14 protein-coding genes are annotated in these 18,066 nt (G+C 60.2%); 13 read left to right on the forward strand and 1 reads right to left on the reverse strand.

Annotated features, from left to right (window positions below; genetic code table 11):
• Positions 1-247: 247 nt before the first annotated feature.
• Positions 248-3,175 (reverse strand): FAD-binding and (Fe-S)-binding domain-containing protein, encoded by a 2,928-nt coding sequence (locus QEN43_RS11820; RefSeq protein WP_317963258.1) that lies wholly within the window; start codon positions 3,173-3,175, stop codon positions 248-250.
• A 351-nt stretch (positions 3,176-3,526) separates the two neighbouring features.
• Here QEN43_RS11820 and QEN43_RS11825 point away from each other — a divergent pair, with 351 nt between their 5' ends.
• The 13 genes from QEN43_RS11825 to QEN43_RS11885 all read left to right on the forward strand — a co-directional run bounded on the left by QEN43_RS11825 (position 3,527) and on the right by QEN43_RS11885 (position 18,064).
• Positions 3,527-4,312, forward strand: coding sequence for an SDR family oxidoreductase (locus QEN43_RS11825; protein ID WP_317963259.1), 786 nt, complete (start codon positions 3,527-3,529; stop codon positions 4,310-4,312).
• A 2-nt stretch (positions 4,313-4,314) separates the two neighbouring features.
• The gene (locus QEN43_RS11830; RefSeq protein ID WP_317963260.1) at positions 4,315-5,760 is read left to right on the forward strand and encodes an aldehyde dehydrogenase; all 1,446 of its coding nucleotides are present in this window, start codon (positions 4,315-4,317) and stop codon (positions 5,758-5,760) included.
• 93 nt (positions 5,761-5,853) lie between these two features.
• A complete protein-coding gene (locus QEN43_RS11835; protein WP_026611300.1) occupies positions 5,854-6,273 on the forward strand; it encodes a RidA family protein in 420 nt (139 codons plus the stop codon).
• Positions 6,274-6,288: 15 nt separating this feature from the next.
• Positions 6,289-6,801, forward strand: a complete 513-nt coding sequence (locus tag QEN43_RS11840) for a 3-hydroxyanthranilate 3,4-dioxygenase (RefSeq protein ID WP_026611299.1) — start codon at positions 6,289-6,291, stop codon at positions 6,799-6,801.
• Between the two features lie 108 nt (positions 6,802-6,909).
• The gene (locus tag QEN43_RS11845) at positions 6,910-7,287 is read left to right on the forward strand and encodes an endonuclease domain-containing protein (protein ID WP_026611298.1); all 378 of its coding nucleotides are present in this window, start codon (positions 6,910-6,912) and stop codon (positions 7,285-7,287) included.
• Between the two features lie 34 nt (positions 7,288-7,321).
• Positions 7,322-8,332 (forward strand): amidohydrolase family protein, encoded by a 1,011-nt coding sequence (locus tag QEN43_RS11850; protein WP_036269753.1) that lies wholly within the window; start codon positions 7,322-7,324, stop codon positions 8,330-8,332.
• Positions 8,329-9,147 carry a cyclase family protein gene (locus tag QEN43_RS11855; protein WP_051331901.1) on the forward strand — a complete coding sequence of 273 codons (819 nt, stop codon included), beginning with the start codon at positions 8,329-8,331 and terminating at the stop codon, positions 9,145-9,147. Before QEN43_RS11850 ends, QEN43_RS11855 begins: the two co-directional genes overlap by 4 nt.
• A complete protein-coding gene (gene kynU / locus QEN43_RS11860; RefSeq protein ID WP_026611296.1) occupies positions 9,144-10,532 on the forward strand; it encodes a kynureninase in 1,389 nt (462 codons plus the stop codon). The genes QEN43_RS11855 and kynU overlap by 4 nt, the downstream gene beginning before the upstream one ends.
• On the forward strand, positions 10,522-11,895 hold the full coding sequence (locus tag QEN43_RS11865) for an FAD-dependent oxidoreductase (protein WP_026611295.1): 1,374 nt from the start codon (positions 10,522-10,524) through the stop codon (positions 11,893-11,895). The genes kynU and QEN43_RS11865 overlap by 11 nt, the downstream gene beginning before the upstream one ends.
• A 559-nt stretch (positions 11,896-12,454) precedes the next feature.
• The gene (locus tag QEN43_RS11870; RefSeq protein WP_317963261.1) at positions 12,455-13,549 is read left to right on the forward strand and encodes a hypothetical protein; all 1,095 of its coding nucleotides are present in this window, start codon (positions 12,455-12,457) and stop codon (positions 13,547-13,549) included.
• Between the two features lie 51 nt (positions 13,550-13,600).
• On the forward strand, positions 13,601-15,139 hold the full coding sequence (locus QEN43_RS11875) for a cytochrome B6 (RefSeq protein WP_317963262.1): 1,539 nt from the start codon (positions 13,601-13,603) through the stop codon (positions 15,137-15,139).
• A 425-nt stretch (positions 15,140-15,564) separates the two neighbouring features.
• Positions 15,565-16,569 (forward strand): stage II sporulation protein M, encoded by a 1,005-nt coding sequence (locus tag QEN43_RS11880; protein ID WP_026611292.1) that lies wholly within the window; start codon positions 15,565-15,567, stop codon positions 16,567-16,569.
• Positions 16,559-18,064, forward strand: a complete 1,506-nt coding sequence (locus tag QEN43_RS11885; protein WP_026611291.1) for a DUF4129 domain-containing protein — start codon at positions 16,559-16,561, stop codon at positions 18,062-18,064. The genes QEN43_RS11880 and QEN43_RS11885 overlap by 11 nt, the downstream gene beginning before the upstream one ends.
• The last annotated feature ends 2 nt before the right edge of the window (positions 18,065-18,066 follow it).

Here is an 18,066-nt window from a genome sequence, read left to right on the forward strand (position 1 = left end):
CTATGTTCCTCGACTTTCTCGCATGCCGATGTTTCGGCTTTGAACAACCGAAAGTCTAATCGTTAAAGAGCGACTTGGTGTGCCCCTTCTAAATAGCTGTCTGTAAAGACTTCCTTCGGCCCCTGAAAATTGACTGTTGGACACTGTTACAGGCCAGTTGTGTTCCTCCCGTCTGCGCCCCGCTAGGTGCTTTTCTACACAGCCCGCATTCCCATAGTGCCTTGGAACCGAAAACCGGACAGTGCTCTTAGAACCGTTCCCGGAACATCTGCAACCCTATCGCCATGCCTATAACTTCGACAGGATGATAAGCCCGCACTCCCAGTCCGTCGGCGATCTGGCGGCGGCAGCTGGTACCAGGCGCTACGATGAGAGTATCGGTTCCAGCCTCGCGGATGGCGGGAAACAGCACCAGTTCGGCGATGTCCAGCGAGACGGCATAGTGCTCCTTCTCGTAGCCGAAAACGCCGGCCATGCCGCAGCACCCGGAGGGAATGGGCTGAACGTCTACGCCCGGAATCAGGGATAGCGCCTTCAAGAGCGGCTGCATGCCGACTAGCGATTTTTGGTGGCAATGGCCGTGCACCAGCAGCGTCTTGCCCTTGAGTGCATCGCCGAACGGATTTTCGTCTAACCGCCCGATCTCCCGTTCGACGAATTCCTCGAAAGTCAGGGTGCGATCCGCCACCACGCGAGCCTTTTTCCTAAGCTCCTCGCCCTGCAGCAAATCCGCCGCTTCGTCGCGGAAGGTCAGGATTTCCGAAGGTTCCAGGCCGATGATCCAGCGGCCCGTCACCGCCCACGGATATAGCCGCTCGACGGTCCGGCTCAGCCGTTTCCGGGCGCCGCGCAAGAGGCCCTGGCTGATCTGTATTCGCCCGGATTCGAGACAGGGCGTTGCCGCCATGCGAATCCCGAGCCGTTCCAGGACTTCATATGCCGCGATGGCCAATCGGGGTTCGTAGTATTCGGTGAAGGGATCGTTGAACAGCAAGACGTCTCCGCGCCGACTGGCTGGTTCGGCGCTATGCCGCCGTTTCAGCCATCGGCTGAAAGGCTCGTCGGCAAGCGGCGGCATGGGACGCTCCGGATAAAAACCCAGCCGCGATTTAACCCAGATCTGCGCCAGCAGGCGATTGGACAACGCGGGCGCGAAGCCCGCGATACGGCTGAGCCGGCCGAAGTTCCCTACGATCCACGCCCGCCACGGCACGCCGGATCGGTCGTAATGCTGCTGCAGGAATTCCGCCTTCATGCGGGCCATGTCCACGTTGGCCGGGCATTCCGATTTGCAGCCCTTGCAGGCCAGGCAAAGATCGAGGACTTCCCTAAGCAACTCGCGATTCGTCGCCGTCCAGGGTTCGGGGCTGTCCAGGACCTGCCGGAAGACATTGGCGCGGCCGCGGGTGCCGTGTTTTTCTTCCCGTGTCGCCATATAGGACGGGCACATCGTGCCGCGCCCGGCGCTCTTCAAGCAGGCCCCGGCGCCATTGCATTTGGAAGCGGCGATTTTTAAGCCGGCTTCGCGGCTCCAATCGAAATAGGCGGCAACCGGTTTCCCGTTCTCCTGGGCCCGGAGATCCGAAAGCAGCGGCGGAGGGTCGAAGATCTTGTGCGGGTTCAAAAGATCGTGAGGATCGAAGGCGTCCTTAATCCGGCGCAAGAGTCCGTAAAGCTCTTCGCCCAGCATAGCGGGCAGATAAGGCGATCTCAGACGGCCATCGCCATGCTTGGCGCTGATCGTCCCGCCGAAATGGATCACCTCGTCGAACACCTCTTCGAGGATGCGCTGGTAAAGACGCTTTCCGTCCCGGCTACTCAGATCGAGCAAGGGGCGTAAGTGCAGTAGGCCTCGCCCGGCCGGGCCGAAAACGACGCAATCGACGCCGTGGCGAGCCATGATCGCGAGCACGGCCTCGGCATAAGCAGGCAGATCCTTCACCGCAACCGCGGTATCCTCGATGCCGGTAACGGCCTTGACCGGACCCGGCAGCCCCATGAGCAAACCCAATCCCGCCGCGCGCAGGGCCAGAGCCCGTTCCCGAAGCGGCGAATCGAGCACCTTGCGGGCATAGCCCAGGTTCCGCGAATGCAATTCGGCCATCAGGCCTTCGATCGCGGCGTTGACCTCATCGCCGGTTTCATCGACAAAATCGATCAGCAGCACGGCGGCGGGATCGCCCTCGATCCAGAACCGATTCCGCTGCTGCTCCAGATTGGTCTTGGTGAGTGCCAGGATATGCTGGTCCACCAATTCCAATGCCGCTGGCTGATAGCCCAGCGCCACGGCGACTGCCGAAAGCGCTTGCAAAAGGCTGTCGAATTGGACGCAGACCAAACGGCGTCGGACAGGCAGCGGCACGAGCCCGACTTCGATTTCAGTGACGAGAGCCAAGGTCCCCTCGCTGCCACACAGCAATCGGGCCAGATTGAAAGGCGGTCCCCGCGACTCCCAGGGCTGCCCGAGCGCCAACACGTCCAGGGAATAGCCCGCATTGCGCGGAATGCCGTCGGGGCGGGGAAAGCGGTCGAGAATCAGCGTCCGATGGCGATCGATCGTCTCGAACACGGCGCGGTAAATCCGCCCTTCCAGATTGGCTAGCGCCAATTTGTCCCGAAGCTGGCTGTCGTTCAGAGGTCCGAACCGGACTACGGAAGCGTCGATCAGTACCGCCTCGACGGACAGCAGGTGATCCCGTGTCGTGCCGTAGCGCAGAGCATGGCTGCCCCAGGCGTTGTTGCCGAACATGCCGCCAATGGTGCAACGGTTGGCCGTGGAGGGATCGGGAGCGAACATCAGCCCGAGCGGGCTCAGCGCATCGTTGAGATCGTCGCGGATCACGCCCGGCTGGATCCGTGCCCGCCGTCGCTCGGGGTCGATCGAAACGATGCTATTCATGTGGCGGGTGACATCGATCACCAGGCCGTCGCCGACGCATTGCCCTGCCAGACTGGTTCCCGCCGCACGGGGAATCAGCGGCAGTCGTTCCTGGGCAGCGAATCTCATCAGCGTCACGCAATCGTCCCGGTACTTGGGCCGCGCCACAGCCAGAGGCATCTTCTGGTGGGGCGAAGCGTCCGTGGCGTAAAGCAGGCGCGAGAGCCGGTCGGTCAAAAGCTCCCCTGCGAGCGACCGGCTCAGCGTCAGGAGTGTTGAAGGCGGTTCGGATGTCATGGCGGATGAACTCGTTGACTGGTTAGACCAGGAATAGGCCTGTAGGTTAGGGGGGTCCAAGAAGCTACTGCTCGGTCGGTTACGGAAGCCGGGATTTCGTAGGGTGGGTTAGGTGCGCATGAGGAGCGCCTTTCCGTTTTCCGCTGGCTTGGATGCGCACCGTAACCCACCGGAAAGAATGCCGCCCTGATGGGTTATGACGCGCACGACGGCTGCGGGAAACTTGTAGGTCTTTGGGTATGCGCGCCTAATCCGCCCTACCACGGAAAAGCAAAACCTCACCGAATACGCCTGTAGCGCACGTTAATCATTCGTTGTAAGGTTTGCGAAAAACCGATGGGAGCGTTCTCGATGGGATTACTGGAAGGTAAAAGGGCGCTGGTGTGCGGCAGCAGTCAAGGGATAGGCCGGGCCATCGCCCTGCATTTCGCGGAACAGGGCGCCGAGGTCATTCTCCTCGCCCGCAACGAGGCGGCCTTGAAGCACGTCTGCGGCGAGCTCGAAACCGAGCACGGGCAGAAGCATTGCTATCTGGTAGCCGATTTCAGTCAGCCCGATCGCCTGAGGCAGATCCTGGAAGAGCGGCTGCCGGAACTCCTTCCCATACACATCCTGGTCAACAACACCGGCGGACCGCCCGGCGGGCTTCTGTACGAGGCTCGGATCGAGGAATTCACGGAAGCCTTCAACCGCCATCTCGTCTGCAGCCATATCCTGGTCCAAGCCCTGCTCCCCGGCATGGAAAGTTTGAACTATGGCCGGATCATCAACATCGTTTCGACCTCGGTCAAACAGCCGATTCCGGGGCTCGGCGTCTCGAACACGGTGCGCGGCGCCATGGCCAACTGGGCCAAGACCTTGGCGGGAGAGCTCGCGCCTTTTGGCATCACCGTGAACAACATCCTTCCGGGAGCGACCGAGACGGCGAGGCTGCGGGCCATCATGGAAGCCAAGGCCCGGAGCTCGAACAAATCCATCGATGACGTGGTCGAACAGACTAAACGCTCGATTCCGCTGGGCCGTTTCGCAAAGCCCGAAGAAATCGCCTACGCGGCGGGCTTTCTCGCGTCCGATCTGGCTTCCTATATCACCGGGATCAACCTGCCCGTCGACGGGGGACGTACGATGAGCTTGTAGGTATGCAACGAATCGCGAACTACATCGGCGGCGAACTCGTTCCGCCCGTTTCCGGCCGCTACCTGGAAAACATCGAACCGGCTACCGGCCGGTCGTTTTCGGAAGTGCCGGACTCCGATTCCGCCGATGTCGATCGCGCCGTAGCGGCCGCGAAGAAAGCGTTTCCCGGCTGGTCGGAGGCCCCGCTGGAAGATCGGTCGAAACGGCTGCGCCGAATCGCGGATCTCATCGAAGCCAAGGCCGACGCGCTTGCCCGCGCCGAATCGGTCGATGCTGGAAAGCCTCTGAGCGCGGCGCGCCAAGTCGATATCCCGAGAGCCGCGGCCAACTTCCAGTTTTTCAGCTCCGCCATTCAGCATTTCTTTTCCGAATCCCATGCCATGGGCAGCCAGGCGCTGAATTACACGCTCCGCGTGCCGCTCGGCGTGGTCGGCTGCATCTCGCCCTGGAACCTTCCGCTTTATCTTTTTACCTGGAAAGTCGCGCCCGCGCTGGCGGCAGGAAACACCGTCGTCGCCAAGCCCTCGGAGCTGACGCCGATGACGGCTTTTTACCTCTCGGAAATCTGCCGGGAAGCGGGGCTTCCGCCGGGGGTTTTGAACATCGTCCACGGCACCGGCGCCAAGGTCGGGCAAAGCCTGGTCGAGCATCCGAACGTCGAAGCCATCTCCTTCACCGGCGGCACCCAGACCGGAGCCCGGATCGCCCAAACCGCGGCGCCTAAGTTCAAAAAGCTTTCCCTGGAACTGGGCGGCAAGAATCCGAACATCATCTTCGCCGACTGCGATTTCGAACGAGCAGTGAGCACCACGGTGCGCTCGTCCTTTTTCAATCAGGGCGAGATTTGTCTGTCGGGATCGCGAATTTTCGTCGAACGGCCGATCTACGAAACGTTCAGAGACGAGCTTCTACAACGAACCCGGGCGCTGCGCGTGGCCGATCCCCTGAGCGGAGACTGCGATGTCGGCGCGCTCATTTCCGAAAATCACCTCCACAAGGTGCTGTCCTACATCGACCTCGCGCAGACCGAGGGCGGGCAGATTCTGACCGGCGGCAAGCAGGTGCGTCTCGAAGGCCGTTGCGAAAACGGTTTTTTCGTCGAACCGACGATCATTGAAGGGCTTACTCCGGACTGCCGGGTCAATCAGGAGGAAATCTTCGGCCCCGTAGTCACCCTGATGCCTTCCGATCACGAAGACGAAGTGATCGAGTACGCCAACGGTACGATGTACGGGCTTTCTGCCACGATCTGGAGCGAAAACCTCACGCGCTGCCATCGCCTCGCGAACCGGATTCATTGCGGGGTGATCTGGATCAATTGCTGGCTGCTCCGCGACCTCCGAACGCCGTTCGGCGGCATGAAGCAATCGGGCGTGGGGCGGGAAGGCGGCTTCGAGGCGCTCAAGTTCTTCACCGAAGCCAAGAATGTGTGCGTTTACTTTGAGTAAGGAAGGCAACCCCCTATTCGAATCGCCCTCACCCCAACCCTCTCCCAGAGGGAGAGGGAGCTCTTTGCTATTTGATTTCCGAGGATAGCGCGCATGGCAGGTGAGCGTATCGACTCTGAAAAAGCACCGGAACCCGTAGGGCTCTATCCCCATGCGAGACGAGTGGGGAATCTCTTGTTCCTGTCCGGCATCGGGCCGAGAAAACGCGGCAGCAAAGCGATTCCGGGCGTCGAGCTGGACCAGGACGGGAACATCGTGGCCTACGATATCGAAGCGCAGTGCCGCTCGGTGTTTGAAAACGTCCGCCTGATCCTCGAGGAAGCGGGCTCCCATTGGGACAATCTGGTAGACGTCACCGTTTTTCTGACGAATATGGAAAAGGATTTTCCGGCTTACAACCGGCTCTACGCGGAATACTTCAGGACCAATCAGCCCTGCCGGACCACCGTCGAAGTGTCGCGGCTGCCGACCCCCATCGCGATCGAGCTGAAATGCATCGCGACCATCGAATGAAAGCGGAGAACCGCCGTGAGAGAACTCAAGCCTTTCAACTTCCGCGAGTGGATAGACCAACACCGCCATCTGCTCAAGCCCCCGGTTTGCAACAAACAGGTGTTCGAGGACGCGGAATTCATCGTCATGGTGGTGGGCGGCCCCAACCGCCGCAAGGATTATCACTACGACGAAGGCGAGGAGTTCTTCTACCAGATCGAGGGCGACATGGTTCTCAAGATTATGGAGGACGGGAAACCCAAGGACATCCACATCCGGGAAGGCGACATCTTCCTGCTACCGCCGCGCGTCCCCCATTCCCCCCAGCGCTTCGCCGACACGGTGGGACTGGTCATCGAGCGGAAGCGAAGACCATCGGAAAAGGACGGTCTCCTCTGGTACTGCGACAACTGTTCGACCTTGCTCTACGAGGAATATTTCCATCTCGAAAACATCGAGAAAGATTTGCCCCCGGTTTTCGAGCGGTTCTATTCGAGCGAGCAAAACCGGACGTGCAAGAAGTGCGGGATGGTGATGGAGGTGCCTTGAATACACACTCATTTAATCCGTAGGCTGCGCACGTTACGTCCGCCCCTCAGTTCCCTCTCCTTTCGGGAGAGGGTTAGGGTGAGGGGATCAAAACTAGGTTTTCTTCCGATGAAACAACTGGCGAGATCGCTACGAAAACAACAGACCAACGCGGAAAAATTATTGTGGAGCCGGTTGAGAAACCGCCAGCTACAAGGTTGCAAATTCCGCCGGCAACAACCCATTGGCCCCTACATCGCAGACTTCCTCAGCCTAGAACCGAAGCTGATCATCGAACTCGATGGTGGGCAGCATGCCGAACAACAGGAACAGGATAATCAGCGAACCCGATACTTACACGCTTTGGGTTATCGGGTGTTGCGATTTTGGAACCACGAAGTACTAAACGATCTTGATGCGGTGTTGGAGGCAATTCGGATTGCCATAGTTGTTCGATCCCCTCACCCCAACCCTCTCCCGGAGGGAGAGGGAGCAAAGGCGGTTTGAACAAAGCTCGTCAGTGAGCGAGTGGAAAGTAGACATGCTCAAAATCGACATCCATACCCACATCCTCCCGAAGAACTGGCCCGATCTTCGCGAGCGGTATGGCTACGGCGGATTCATTCAGCTCGATCATTACCGCCCGGGCTGTGCCCGCATGCTGAGGGACGGCGAATGTTTCCGGGAAATCCGGAGCAACTGCTGGGATGCCGGGACCCGGCTCAAGGACTGCGATGAATTCGGCGTGCAGGTTCAAGTGCTTTCTACCGTGCCGGTCATGTTTTCCTATTGGGCGAAACCGGAGCATACCCTTGACCTTTCGAAACTGCTGAACGACCACATCGCCGGCGTCGTCGCCGAGTTTCCCAAACGCTTCGTAGGGCTGGGCACCCTGCCCATGCAGGCGCCTGACCTCGCCGTCCGGGAGCTGGAGCGTTGCGTCCGGGAGCTTAAATTGGCCGGAGTCGAAATCGGCACGCACGTCAACGGCTTCAACCTGAACGAGACGCTCTTCTTCCCTGTCTACGAGGCAGCGGAAGACTTGGGAGCGGCCATATTCGTCCATCCTTGGGACGTTCTCGCTAACGAGCGGATGAAGAAATACTGGCTGAGCTGGCTGGTCGGCATGCCTGCGGAAACCGCCCTGGCTATCTGCTCGATGATCTTCGGCGGCGTCTTCGAGAAGTTTCCGCGGCTTCGGGTGGCGTTCGCCCATGGCGGCGGGGCGTTTCCAGGCATTTACGGCCGTATTCAGCACGGTTTCGAGGTGCGTCCTGATCTTTGCGCCGTGGACAATCCAGTTGGGCCGAGCGAATACCTGGGGCGCTTCTATGTGGACTCGTGCGTCAACGACCCCCGCCTCTTGCAGTGTCTGATCGGTCTCCTAGGCGAGAACGCAATCGCCCTCGGTTCCGACTATCCGTTTCCGCTGGGAGAGCTTCAGCCCGGCAAGATGATCGCCGAGATGGCGCTGCCGCAATCGACCAAGGCGCGGCTGTTTCACGGCACCGCCCTGGAATGGCTCGGCATGACAGCGGAATCCTTCACATGACCGCCGTCGATTTCCATATTGGGCCACGGGTCTACCGAATCGATTCGTCGAACTACTTCGACCTGTCCATACCCGTCGCTTTCGACGGCGCAGGACTCAGCGCCTTCGGCCTACCGCCCGCCGGCGTGAGCACGGTGGAGAACGCCTGGTTCGTTGGAGACACCCGGCGCGGTGGCAGTTGCAACGTGAAGGAATACCAATTCATTCCCCACTGCCACGGCACCCATACGGAATGCGTGGGCCATATCGTCGATCAGGAAGTGTTGGTTACCGAAATTCTGAAGGATGCCTGGATTCCGGCCACCCTGATTTCCGTGAAAGTCGAAAACGGCGCGGACTGCCCGGAAACCTACATCCCACACAAGGCCGACGACGATAGGCTCATTACCCGGCGAACGCTCATCGAAAAGCTAACGAGTCTGGACGACGAAGACTTTCACCAAGCCCTCATCATCCGCACGCTCCCCAATTCACCGTCCAAACGAACATGGCGCTATGTCACAGCGCCTTATTTTTCCAATGAGGCCGTGGCGGAAATCGTCCGCCGCGGCGTGGAACATCTCTTGGTGGATATTCCGTCGGTCGATCGCATGGAAGACGAGGGACGGCTGTCGAATCATCGCCTTTTCTGGGAGCTGCCGCCAGACGCCCACGATTTGAATCTCTGCAAAGCGCCTTTTCGAACGATTACCGAGTTCATCTTCGCGGCCGACAACATTCCGGACGGTTATTGCCTGCTCGAGCTTCAAGTCGCGCCTTTTCTTGGCGACGCAGTGCCCAGCCGGCCCCTGGTCTACCCCGTGGAGGTTCCATGAGGTTCGAAGCCCACCGATCACTCGCCGAAGCGATGGACCGCGCCGACGCGCTCGGTTCCTATCGGGATTGCTTCTATATTCCGAAACGGCAAGACGGCTCGGAAGAGATCTATTTCTGCGGAAATTCCTTGGGCCTTCAGCCGAAATCGGCGCGGAACTACGTGGACGAGGTACTGGTGGCCTGGAAGCGCATGGGTGTGCGGGGCCACTTCGAAGGAGACCGTCCCTGGCTGCCTTACCATGAATTCGCGACCGAGAAGCTGGCCCGGCTGGTGGGCGCCCTGCCGGTCGAAGTGGCGGCGATGAATTCGCTGACGGTCAACTTGCATCTTCTGATGGTGAGCTTTTACCGTCCGACGCCGGAGCGCCACAAAATCCTCATCGAGGAGCACGCTTTTCCCTCGGACCGCTACGCCGTGGCATCCCAGATCGCTTTTCACGGCTTCGATCCGGACGAATCGCTGATCGAGGCCAAGGCACGTCCGGGCGAAGCGACTCTTCGCACGGAGGACGTACTGGAGCTCATCGAACGGGAAGGCGACGACATCGCGCTGATCCTGTGGCCGGGAGTACAGTTCTACACGGGGCAAGCCTTCGCTATGGCCGAAATTGCCGAGATCGGGCACCGGAAAGGCTGCGTGGTCGGTTTTGATCTGGCCCATGCTGTGGGCAATCTGGTCTTGAAATTGCACGACTGGAACGCGGATTTCGCCGTCTGGTGTTCCTACAAATATCTGAACGCGGGACCCGGTGCGGTTGCCGGTTGCTTCGTGCACGAGCGTCATGCCGAGCGCTTTGATCTTCCCCGTTTTGCCGGCTGGTGGGGGCACAACAAGTCGACCCGTTTCGTCATGCCGGCGAGATTTAGCCCTTTGCCCGGCGCCGAGGGCTGGCAGTTGAGCAACCCGCCCATCCTTTCCCTGGCACCTTTGCTCACTTCATTGGAGCTGTTCGATCAGGTGGGAATGGATGCACTGCGAGCGAAGTCGGAAAGCTTAACCGGTTATCTGGAGACTTTGTTAAAAGAGTGCTGTGAAGACCGGATCACCATTCTCACCCCGTCCGAACCCAGCGCCAGGGGCTGTCAGCTTTCGATCAGGCTGAAAGGGAATGGCGGAAAGATGCCCTCTCTAGGCCCTCACCCCCTGCCCCTCTCCCAGGGGGAGAGGGGGGGTCATGTCCCTCTCCCCCTGGGAGAGGGATTTAGGGTGAGGGACGACAAACGCGGCAAGAAGGTCTACGACGCTTTAATCGCCTCCGGAATTACTTGCGATTGGCGCGAACCCGACGTGATCCGCGTGGCGCCGGTTCCGTTTTACAACCGCTATACCGAGGTCTTCGATTTCGTGGAGCGGCTTAAGGGAGTGATCGACAATGAAAGATAAGGAAATCACCCTCGTCGGCGGCGGACTCGCCGGGTGTCTGCTCGCCGTTTTCCTGGCCCGGCGCGGGTTTCCCGTTCGGGTTTTCGAGCGCCTGCCGGACATGCGCAAACACCCGATCCCGGCGGGCCGCTCGATCAATCTGTCCTTGTCCGCTCGCGGCATTCATGCCCTAAAGGAAGCCGGTCTGTATGGCGAAGTCGAAAGGCATCTGGTCGCCATGCCGGGCCGTATGATTCACGACCGAGAGGGCAATCTGCTCTATCAGCCTTATGGCCGCGACGAATCCGCCGTCCATTATTCGGTGGAAAGAGCCGTGCTCAACAAGATCCTGCTTGATGGGGCCGAGGCCGCCGGAGCGCAGTTATTTTTCGGCGAAAAATGCGAGGGGCTGGATTTCAGCGACCGTTTCCTGCAACTCTATCGGGAAGCGGACGGCTACCGGCGCACCCTCCCCTTCGAAACCGTGATCGGCACCGACGGCGCGGGCTCGGCGGTGCGCCGGGCGATGATCGTTCAGAAAGGCATCGACTGCCGCGACGAGCATCTGCCGCACGGCTACAAGGAACTGGTCATTCCGCCGAAGCCCGACGGTGGGTTCGCGTTGGAGAAGAATGCCCTGCATATCTGGCCGCGCGGCGGGTTCATGCTGATCGCCCTGCCCAACCGAGACGGCAGTTTTACCGCTACCTTGTTCCTGCCGCATTCGGGTCCCGAGAGTTTCCGGACGCTAATGGACGAACAGGCCATCCTGCGCTTTTTCGCGACCGAATTTCCCGACGTGCTTCCCCTGATGGCCGACCCGGTTCATGATTTCCTGAACCGTCCCACCGGGACACTGGGCACGATCCGCTGCTTTCCCTGGCATGTCGCCGACAAGGCGCTGATCCTGGGCGATGCCGCCCATGCGGTGGTGCCTTTTCATGGGCAAGGCATGAACTGCGCTTTCGAGGACTGCGTCGTCCTCGACCGGCTGCTCGACGAACACGAGGACTTCGAAAGCCTTTATCGCGACTTCGAGGCCCGCAGGAAGCCGAACGCAGAGGCCATTGCCGACATGGCATTGGAAAACTACGTGGAGATGCGTGATGCCGTCCGCGACCCCAAGTTTCACTTGCGCAAGCACATCGAGTGGCTGCTTGAGGAGCGTCATCCCGGCCGGTTTATCCCGCGCTACGCCATGGTCATGTTTCACCGCATTCCCTATGCCGTCGCCCAGAAGCGGGGCGACATCCAGGCCGAGATCATTGACCGGTTGTCGGAATCCATAAACCGCGTGGACGATGTGGACCTCGATCTGGCCGACCGGCTCGTCGCGGAAAGCTTGGAACCCTTGGCTTCACAGGCCGCGTACGATCTCCGATAGCGCTCAGGCTCATGAAACAGTGACAGGTCTTATGGAGAAGGTGCTTTCGGTTCCTTTTCTCTCAGGAAGAACGTTGGGGTGAGGGGGACGAAATGAAGGAACTTCCTTTTCTATCCCCTCACCCCAACCTTCTCCCGGAGGGAGAAAGGGCGGAATGCATAAGTCCTGAGTGAAACATTCTTGATCGGTTGCCGTTTCCGGGTTGATGCGCCACTCTCTTGTCCGACTGAACAGGCCCGATCGCGTCCGGGTTTTGTTTCGGCTGAGTCCGGCCGCCGGAGCGAGCCGCATGCAGTTGGAGACCCGTCGGGGGGAATAGAACAATACGGCAATCGGGCTCGCCGATTTCGTCACTAGAGCGTTTTCATTTTGTTTATACAGTAGATCTACGTTGCGGAAATCATTTAGCTGTAGTGGAAGTAGGGTGTGGTGAGCGAAGCGAACCGTTCGCGGATGGCTTCCAGTATGGAGTCCAGTTAGTCCTGCCTGACTTCCTTTCCCCTCGGTTGCCTTTCAATGAAGATGAAAACGCTTTAAGGTCTGAATGGGGGTTACAACGATGGCGCTACAAGAATACGAAAAACGGCTCTTAGAGTTTCTGGTCGCGGAGTTCGAGGCGTGTCACATCGACTCTGACGATCCGATCGCCAAGACCGGCAAGGAAATCGTTCAGCTTTACAAGGATCAACCGGATAGTCTCAGCCGAAGCCACATCTTCAAGCTGGACATGATCATGCTCCATCTGCAGCCGACGGAGCGGTTGCTGCAGCGGGCCGACACCCTACGACTCAAATATATGGAATTTGCCGGAGCGAAGATGGCTGCCGTCTATCGTCCGCCGCAACTGCCGCCGCTCGATCAATTCAACGACGCCGCCAGGCGCCTGTTGCTGGCCGACTTGCAGAACATGCTCCAGTTCATTCACTGGAGCTACTTCTTCACCCCTATCCGCGAAGGCATATGGAACAGCATCGTGCGTTGGGCGGCCGGCGCCATGGCCTTTTACACCTCCATCTGGCTCGCGGGCTGCTGGTTCTTTCTCCAAATCGGAAGGAATTTCTATGCCACGCTGCTCACGGTCGTTTATGCCGGCGTCATGGGAGGATTCATCAGCTCCCAGCGGAGGATGCAGATGATCCCGATCGAGGGCGATCCCCTCGCCAGCATTTACGCGCTCGAAAACGGACGGAATTTTTACTGGCTGGCCCCGCTCATGGGAGCAGTTTTCGCCGTCGTTCTGATGCTCATGTTCCAGAGCGGGGTCATTGAAAGCTCCGTCTTTCCCAAGTTTGGGACACCGGAAATCTCAGACAGCCAGGTCGCAGCCGCCGAGTCGATAGGACCAATCCCGGCCGCCTCGAAAACGCAGAAATTCGTCTTGCCAGTCAATTCCACGGACGACGCACTCCTGTTTCTCTGGTGCTTCCTCGCCGGGTTCGCCGAGCGCTTCGTGCCCGATGCCTTGGAACGGCTTATCAGCCGCACGGACGCTTTTTCCAAAGCCCCGCCTCCGCCACCGGCCGCGCGGACCGAAGGAGTCGCACCGCCGTCCAAGGGTGTGGGCGAGCTTGCGGCACCGTCCGACGACGCCAAGCAACCCACGCCGGCGGATTCGCAATCGGAACCAAAGGATCGATCGATGATTCAAAGTTGAGAGACTTCGGGCCGATTTTGTCTTCGCTGGAAAATCCGCAGGGAGGCGAGTATGCGATTCGGTAGCAAGGCGATTTCACATGGAGCCGCCCCCGTATGGCTAGGCGGCCTGGTTCTTCCCCTGGCGATGGCCTCGGGCCCGGTCGGCGGCAAGCCGTATGATGCCGCGGCCGAGGCGCAAACGCCGAGAGCCGCTCCCTCGTCCCGGCCGGAGTCGCAGAAATCGGAGCATGACCGTTCCGATGTTTTCCGTGCCTCCGAATCCCCGCCTTCCTCGAACGCTCTCGAGAGCCAGCCCGACCAGGGCAAGGCACTGGGCTTCGATTTCTACCGCGACCCCCTCAATGCCAAGAAGCCCATGCAGACGTTCGAAGAAATCATGAAGGAGGACAAGGCGGCCAAGCCCAAGATCATGGAGGATCAGCGAAAACTCTTGGAAAGCCGCTACGATTTGACCCCGCGATTCCATCCCGAGGCGAAAATGTCGCGGGGCAAACCGATTCCGGTGGGTCCAACCGCGCGCTTGCGCGACGGCGTTACCTGGGACTCGCTGGCCGCGATGACGCCCGAGGAGATTCGCGAAAAAGGACTTTTCCCCTACCCGGCGCTGCCGCATCCGAAGCAAGCCACCGGCGGCCAGGTCTTCCCGAAGATGCAGATCGAGATGTTCCCGCGGCTGGAGCGCTTCGACGTGGAATTCGATTTGCCCGAAGCCTTCCTGCCCGAGTTTCCGCCCGCCATGTTTCTGCAGAATCGGCCCGAACTGGGCGACGTATCGCGCGGCGAGGTGGTCTCGATCAACAATTATTACCGGCTGTTCAAGGACATCCTGACCCCGGTCCAGCTCGATGGGCTGCGCTTGCTGCTGACGCCGTTTCCGCAGGAGGAATTCAATCCCACCGACGATCGGAAAAGCGAACAGCCGAGCCTCGGCGTCACCTGCCTCGACTGCCACGTCAACGGCCATACCACCGGACAATTCCACCTAAATCCGGACAACCGGCCGCAGGAACGGCGTCTCCGTCTCGACACGGTCAGCCTGCGCGGCGTGTTCAATCAGCAGCTGCACGGCTCTAAGCGGAGTCTCCGCTCGGTCGAGGATTTTACCGAATTCGAATTCCGCACCGCCTATTTCAACGGCGATCCGATCCACGCCATGAAAAAAGGTTTTACTCAATTCGATCGCGTCCAGGTTTCGCACATGGCGCAGATGCAGAACATGTTCGACTTCCCGCCGGCGCCCAAACTCGACGTCGCCACCGCCCGGCTCGATCCGACGAAAGCCACCGATGCCGAGCGCCGCGGCGAGCAAGTGTTCTTCGGCAAGGGCAGATGCGCCGAATGCCATAGACCGCCCGTCTATCTCGACGACCGCATGCACGATCTCCGGCTCGAACGTTTCGTCAACGAGCCGCCCACCGGACCGATAAAGACGTTCACCCTGCGCGGCATCAAGGACAGCCCGCCCTACATGCACGACGGACGCTGCCTGACCCTGGAGGATACGGTGGAATTTTTTAACCTGGTGCTGGGGCTCAAATTGAACGCGCAGGAAAAGTCGGATTTGGCGGCGTTCATGCGAGCGTTGTAAGCGCCCACTTCCCGCTTCTTGGCGAGTTCCCAATTCCCGATCGGGAAAGCCGCGCGGGAAGCTCCGGATTCTCGCAGCACGTAGGATGCGGTGACCGAAGGGAACCGCATCGTTCGCGGGCGCCACCGGTGCGGTTCGTTCCTCACCGCACCCTACGCAATCGCATACGGTCTGGCCGGGAGCGCCGGAACCACCCTTCCAATCGCAAACGGTGTCTCCGGGAGCGCCGAAGCCACCCTTCCAATCGCAAATGGCGTCTCCGGGAGCGCCGTCCTACGATCGTACCGCTGTAGGCACGTAGGATGCGGTGAAAACCGAACCGCACGATCTTACTTGGGAACGAGCGCGAACCCGAACATGAGGATCGGCGGCCAAGATCGCCGGCCTGGGCTAAACTAAGCGTCAAATCTTTTTCAGACCCGAATGTGAAGGAATATCAATTCATCGAAACGCGGCGAGCGGATTGGGAGGCCTGGGATCGGTGGCTGAAGGGCGGGACTGGCGATAAAGGGGAGCCGAACGGGGCTTCCGGCACCGAGGCGGCCGCAGCGTCGATTACCGCGGAAACCTTGCCGCGACAGTTTCGGAGCTTGTGCCGGGATTTGTCTCTGGCGCGGGACCGCCGCTATTCGGAACCCCTGCTGGACGCTTTACGCGACCGGGTTCTCGCAGCCCATCAGCGCATTTACGGCGCACGCAGGGCTGCGGGCAGGCGGTGGCTTCGTTACGTGCTGCACGATCTGCCGGTTCTGGTGCGGAGCGAAGCCAAGCTGGTCTGGGCTTCGGCAGCGCTGTTTTTCCTGCCTTTATTCCTCACCCTCGGAGTACTTCAGTTTTATCCGGATGGCGTGTATTTTCTGCTGTCGCCGGAAACGGTGGGCTCCATGGAAGAGATGTACGCCCCCACGGCGGAACACCTGGGACGCCCGCGGCATGCGTCCGACGACGTGATGATGCTGGGGTTCTACATCGCCAATAACGTGCGCATCGATTTCCAATGCTTTGCCGGCGGCATCGCCTTCGGCCTCGGGAGCGTTTTTTTCCTGATTTATAACGGGCTGGTAATCGGCGCCGTGGCGGGGCACCTGACGCAGATCGGCTATATCGAGACGTTCTGGGGGTTCGTCGCCGGACACAGTGCGCCGGAACTGATCGGCGCCGTACTTTCCGGAGCGGCCGGCCTGAGAATCGGATTGGCCCTGATCGCGCCGGGAAGACTGCGCCGTGCCGATGCGGTCAAGAAGGCCGCGCAACGCGCGGTGCATCTCCTTTACGGCGCGGCTGGGCTCACCTTTTCCGCTGCTTTCGTGGAAGCATTCTGGTCGCCGATCCGAACGGTCCCGGTGGCGCTCAAATATGGCGTCGGCCTCGCCTTCTGGCTTGCCCTGCTGGTCTATTTCACCCTGGTCGGACGCCGCCGTGCAGCTTGAACGTCTTCAGCTGGATCTGCGTCGGCGTACGCCTTGGGAGGCTTTGGATCTCGGGTTGGTCGCACTGAGACATTGGCGGGGGCCGGTTTATCGCGCCTGGTTCGCCACCATGGTGCCTTTCGCCCTGATCGTGTTTCTGCTGCTCTATCGATGGCCCGCCGTCGCCGCGCTGGTCGTGTGGTGGTTCAAGCCTCTGTTCGACCGGATTCTGCTGAAAGTGTACGCGGAAGCCTCGTTCGACCGGCCGCCCAACGTGCGCGAGGTTTGGCGGGCGTTGCCTGGGCTCGTCCGGAGTTCCGGTTTGCTCATGGGGCTGACCCTTGGGCGTTTCAGCCTGGCCCGTTCGTTTTATCTGCCAGTGGTACAACTCGAAGGGCAACGCGGACGTGCGGCCGCCGCTAGGCGTCGGGTGCTCGGGGGTAAAACCCGCGGCTGCGCGGTGTGGCTTACGTATGTCTGCGCCCATTTTTCGGCGTTTCTGCAGTTTTCGCTGATCCTCCTGATCGAGCTATTTCGGCCACGCGAAGTTTCGTCGGCTTTCGAATGGCTGGCTTTCTTTCGTAGCGACTTCGAAACCTGGCGCATCGTGCTGACCGATCTCGCTTATCTCGTGGGGGAAAGCCTGGTCGAGCCGTTCTATGTCGCCGCCGGTTTCACGCTGTATCTCAACCGCCGCAACGAACTCGAAGGCTGGGATATCGAACTGGGCTTCCGACGCCTGACCCAGCGCATCCAGGCTCAATCCGACCGAACTAGCGAGATGCCCCGCAAGGCGGCCTTTCTGATGGTCTGTTTTTTCTTTGCCGGCTTGTTGTGGCTTCAGGCTCCCCGCGAAGCCATCGCGGAACCACAGCCGGCGAGCGTCGGCGAAACCGGCGAGGCGGCGCAGGCGATCCGAGAGATCTTGGCGGATCCGGTATTCGGACGGAAGATCGAGGAATGGGGGTGGCGCTACCGCGACACGGACAGCGACTCGCCATCGGACGATTCCATCAACTTCGAGTGGCTCAAGACCTTGGCGGAGTGGATAGCCAAGGGTTTTCGAAGCTTCAGCTTCATCACGTTCGCCGTTTTGCTTGCGAGCTTGATCGTCTTGCTTTATCGCCATCGCGAAACGTGGTTGACACGCAACGCCGCCGCCCGCGAAGTACCGGAAATCCTGTTTGGTCTGGACGTGCGTCCGGACTCGCTGCCGCTCGACCTTGTAGCCGAGGCGAAACGGCACCTCGCGGCTGGGGAACGCGCTGCCGCGCTTTCGCTGCTTTACCGCGGCGCTCTTGTCGCCCTGATTCATCGCGCTCATGTCGATTTCCGGCCGGGCGATACCGAGGGCAATTGCCTTAGCCGGGTGCGGGGACGCATTGACCAGGCGGGCGAACGCTATTTCGCCGAGCTGCTGCAGGCCTGGACGCTTACCGCTTACGCCCAGGCCGCGCTACCCGTGGAGGAACTGGCCGATCTCTGCGACCGCTGGCCGGCGCATTTCGCGAACTGAGG

The organism is Methylocaldum szegediense, assembly GCF_949769195.1.
Taxonomy (GTDB): Bacteria; Pseudomonadota; Gammaproteobacteria; order Methylococcales; family Methylococcaceae; genus Methylocaldum; species Methylocaldum szegediense.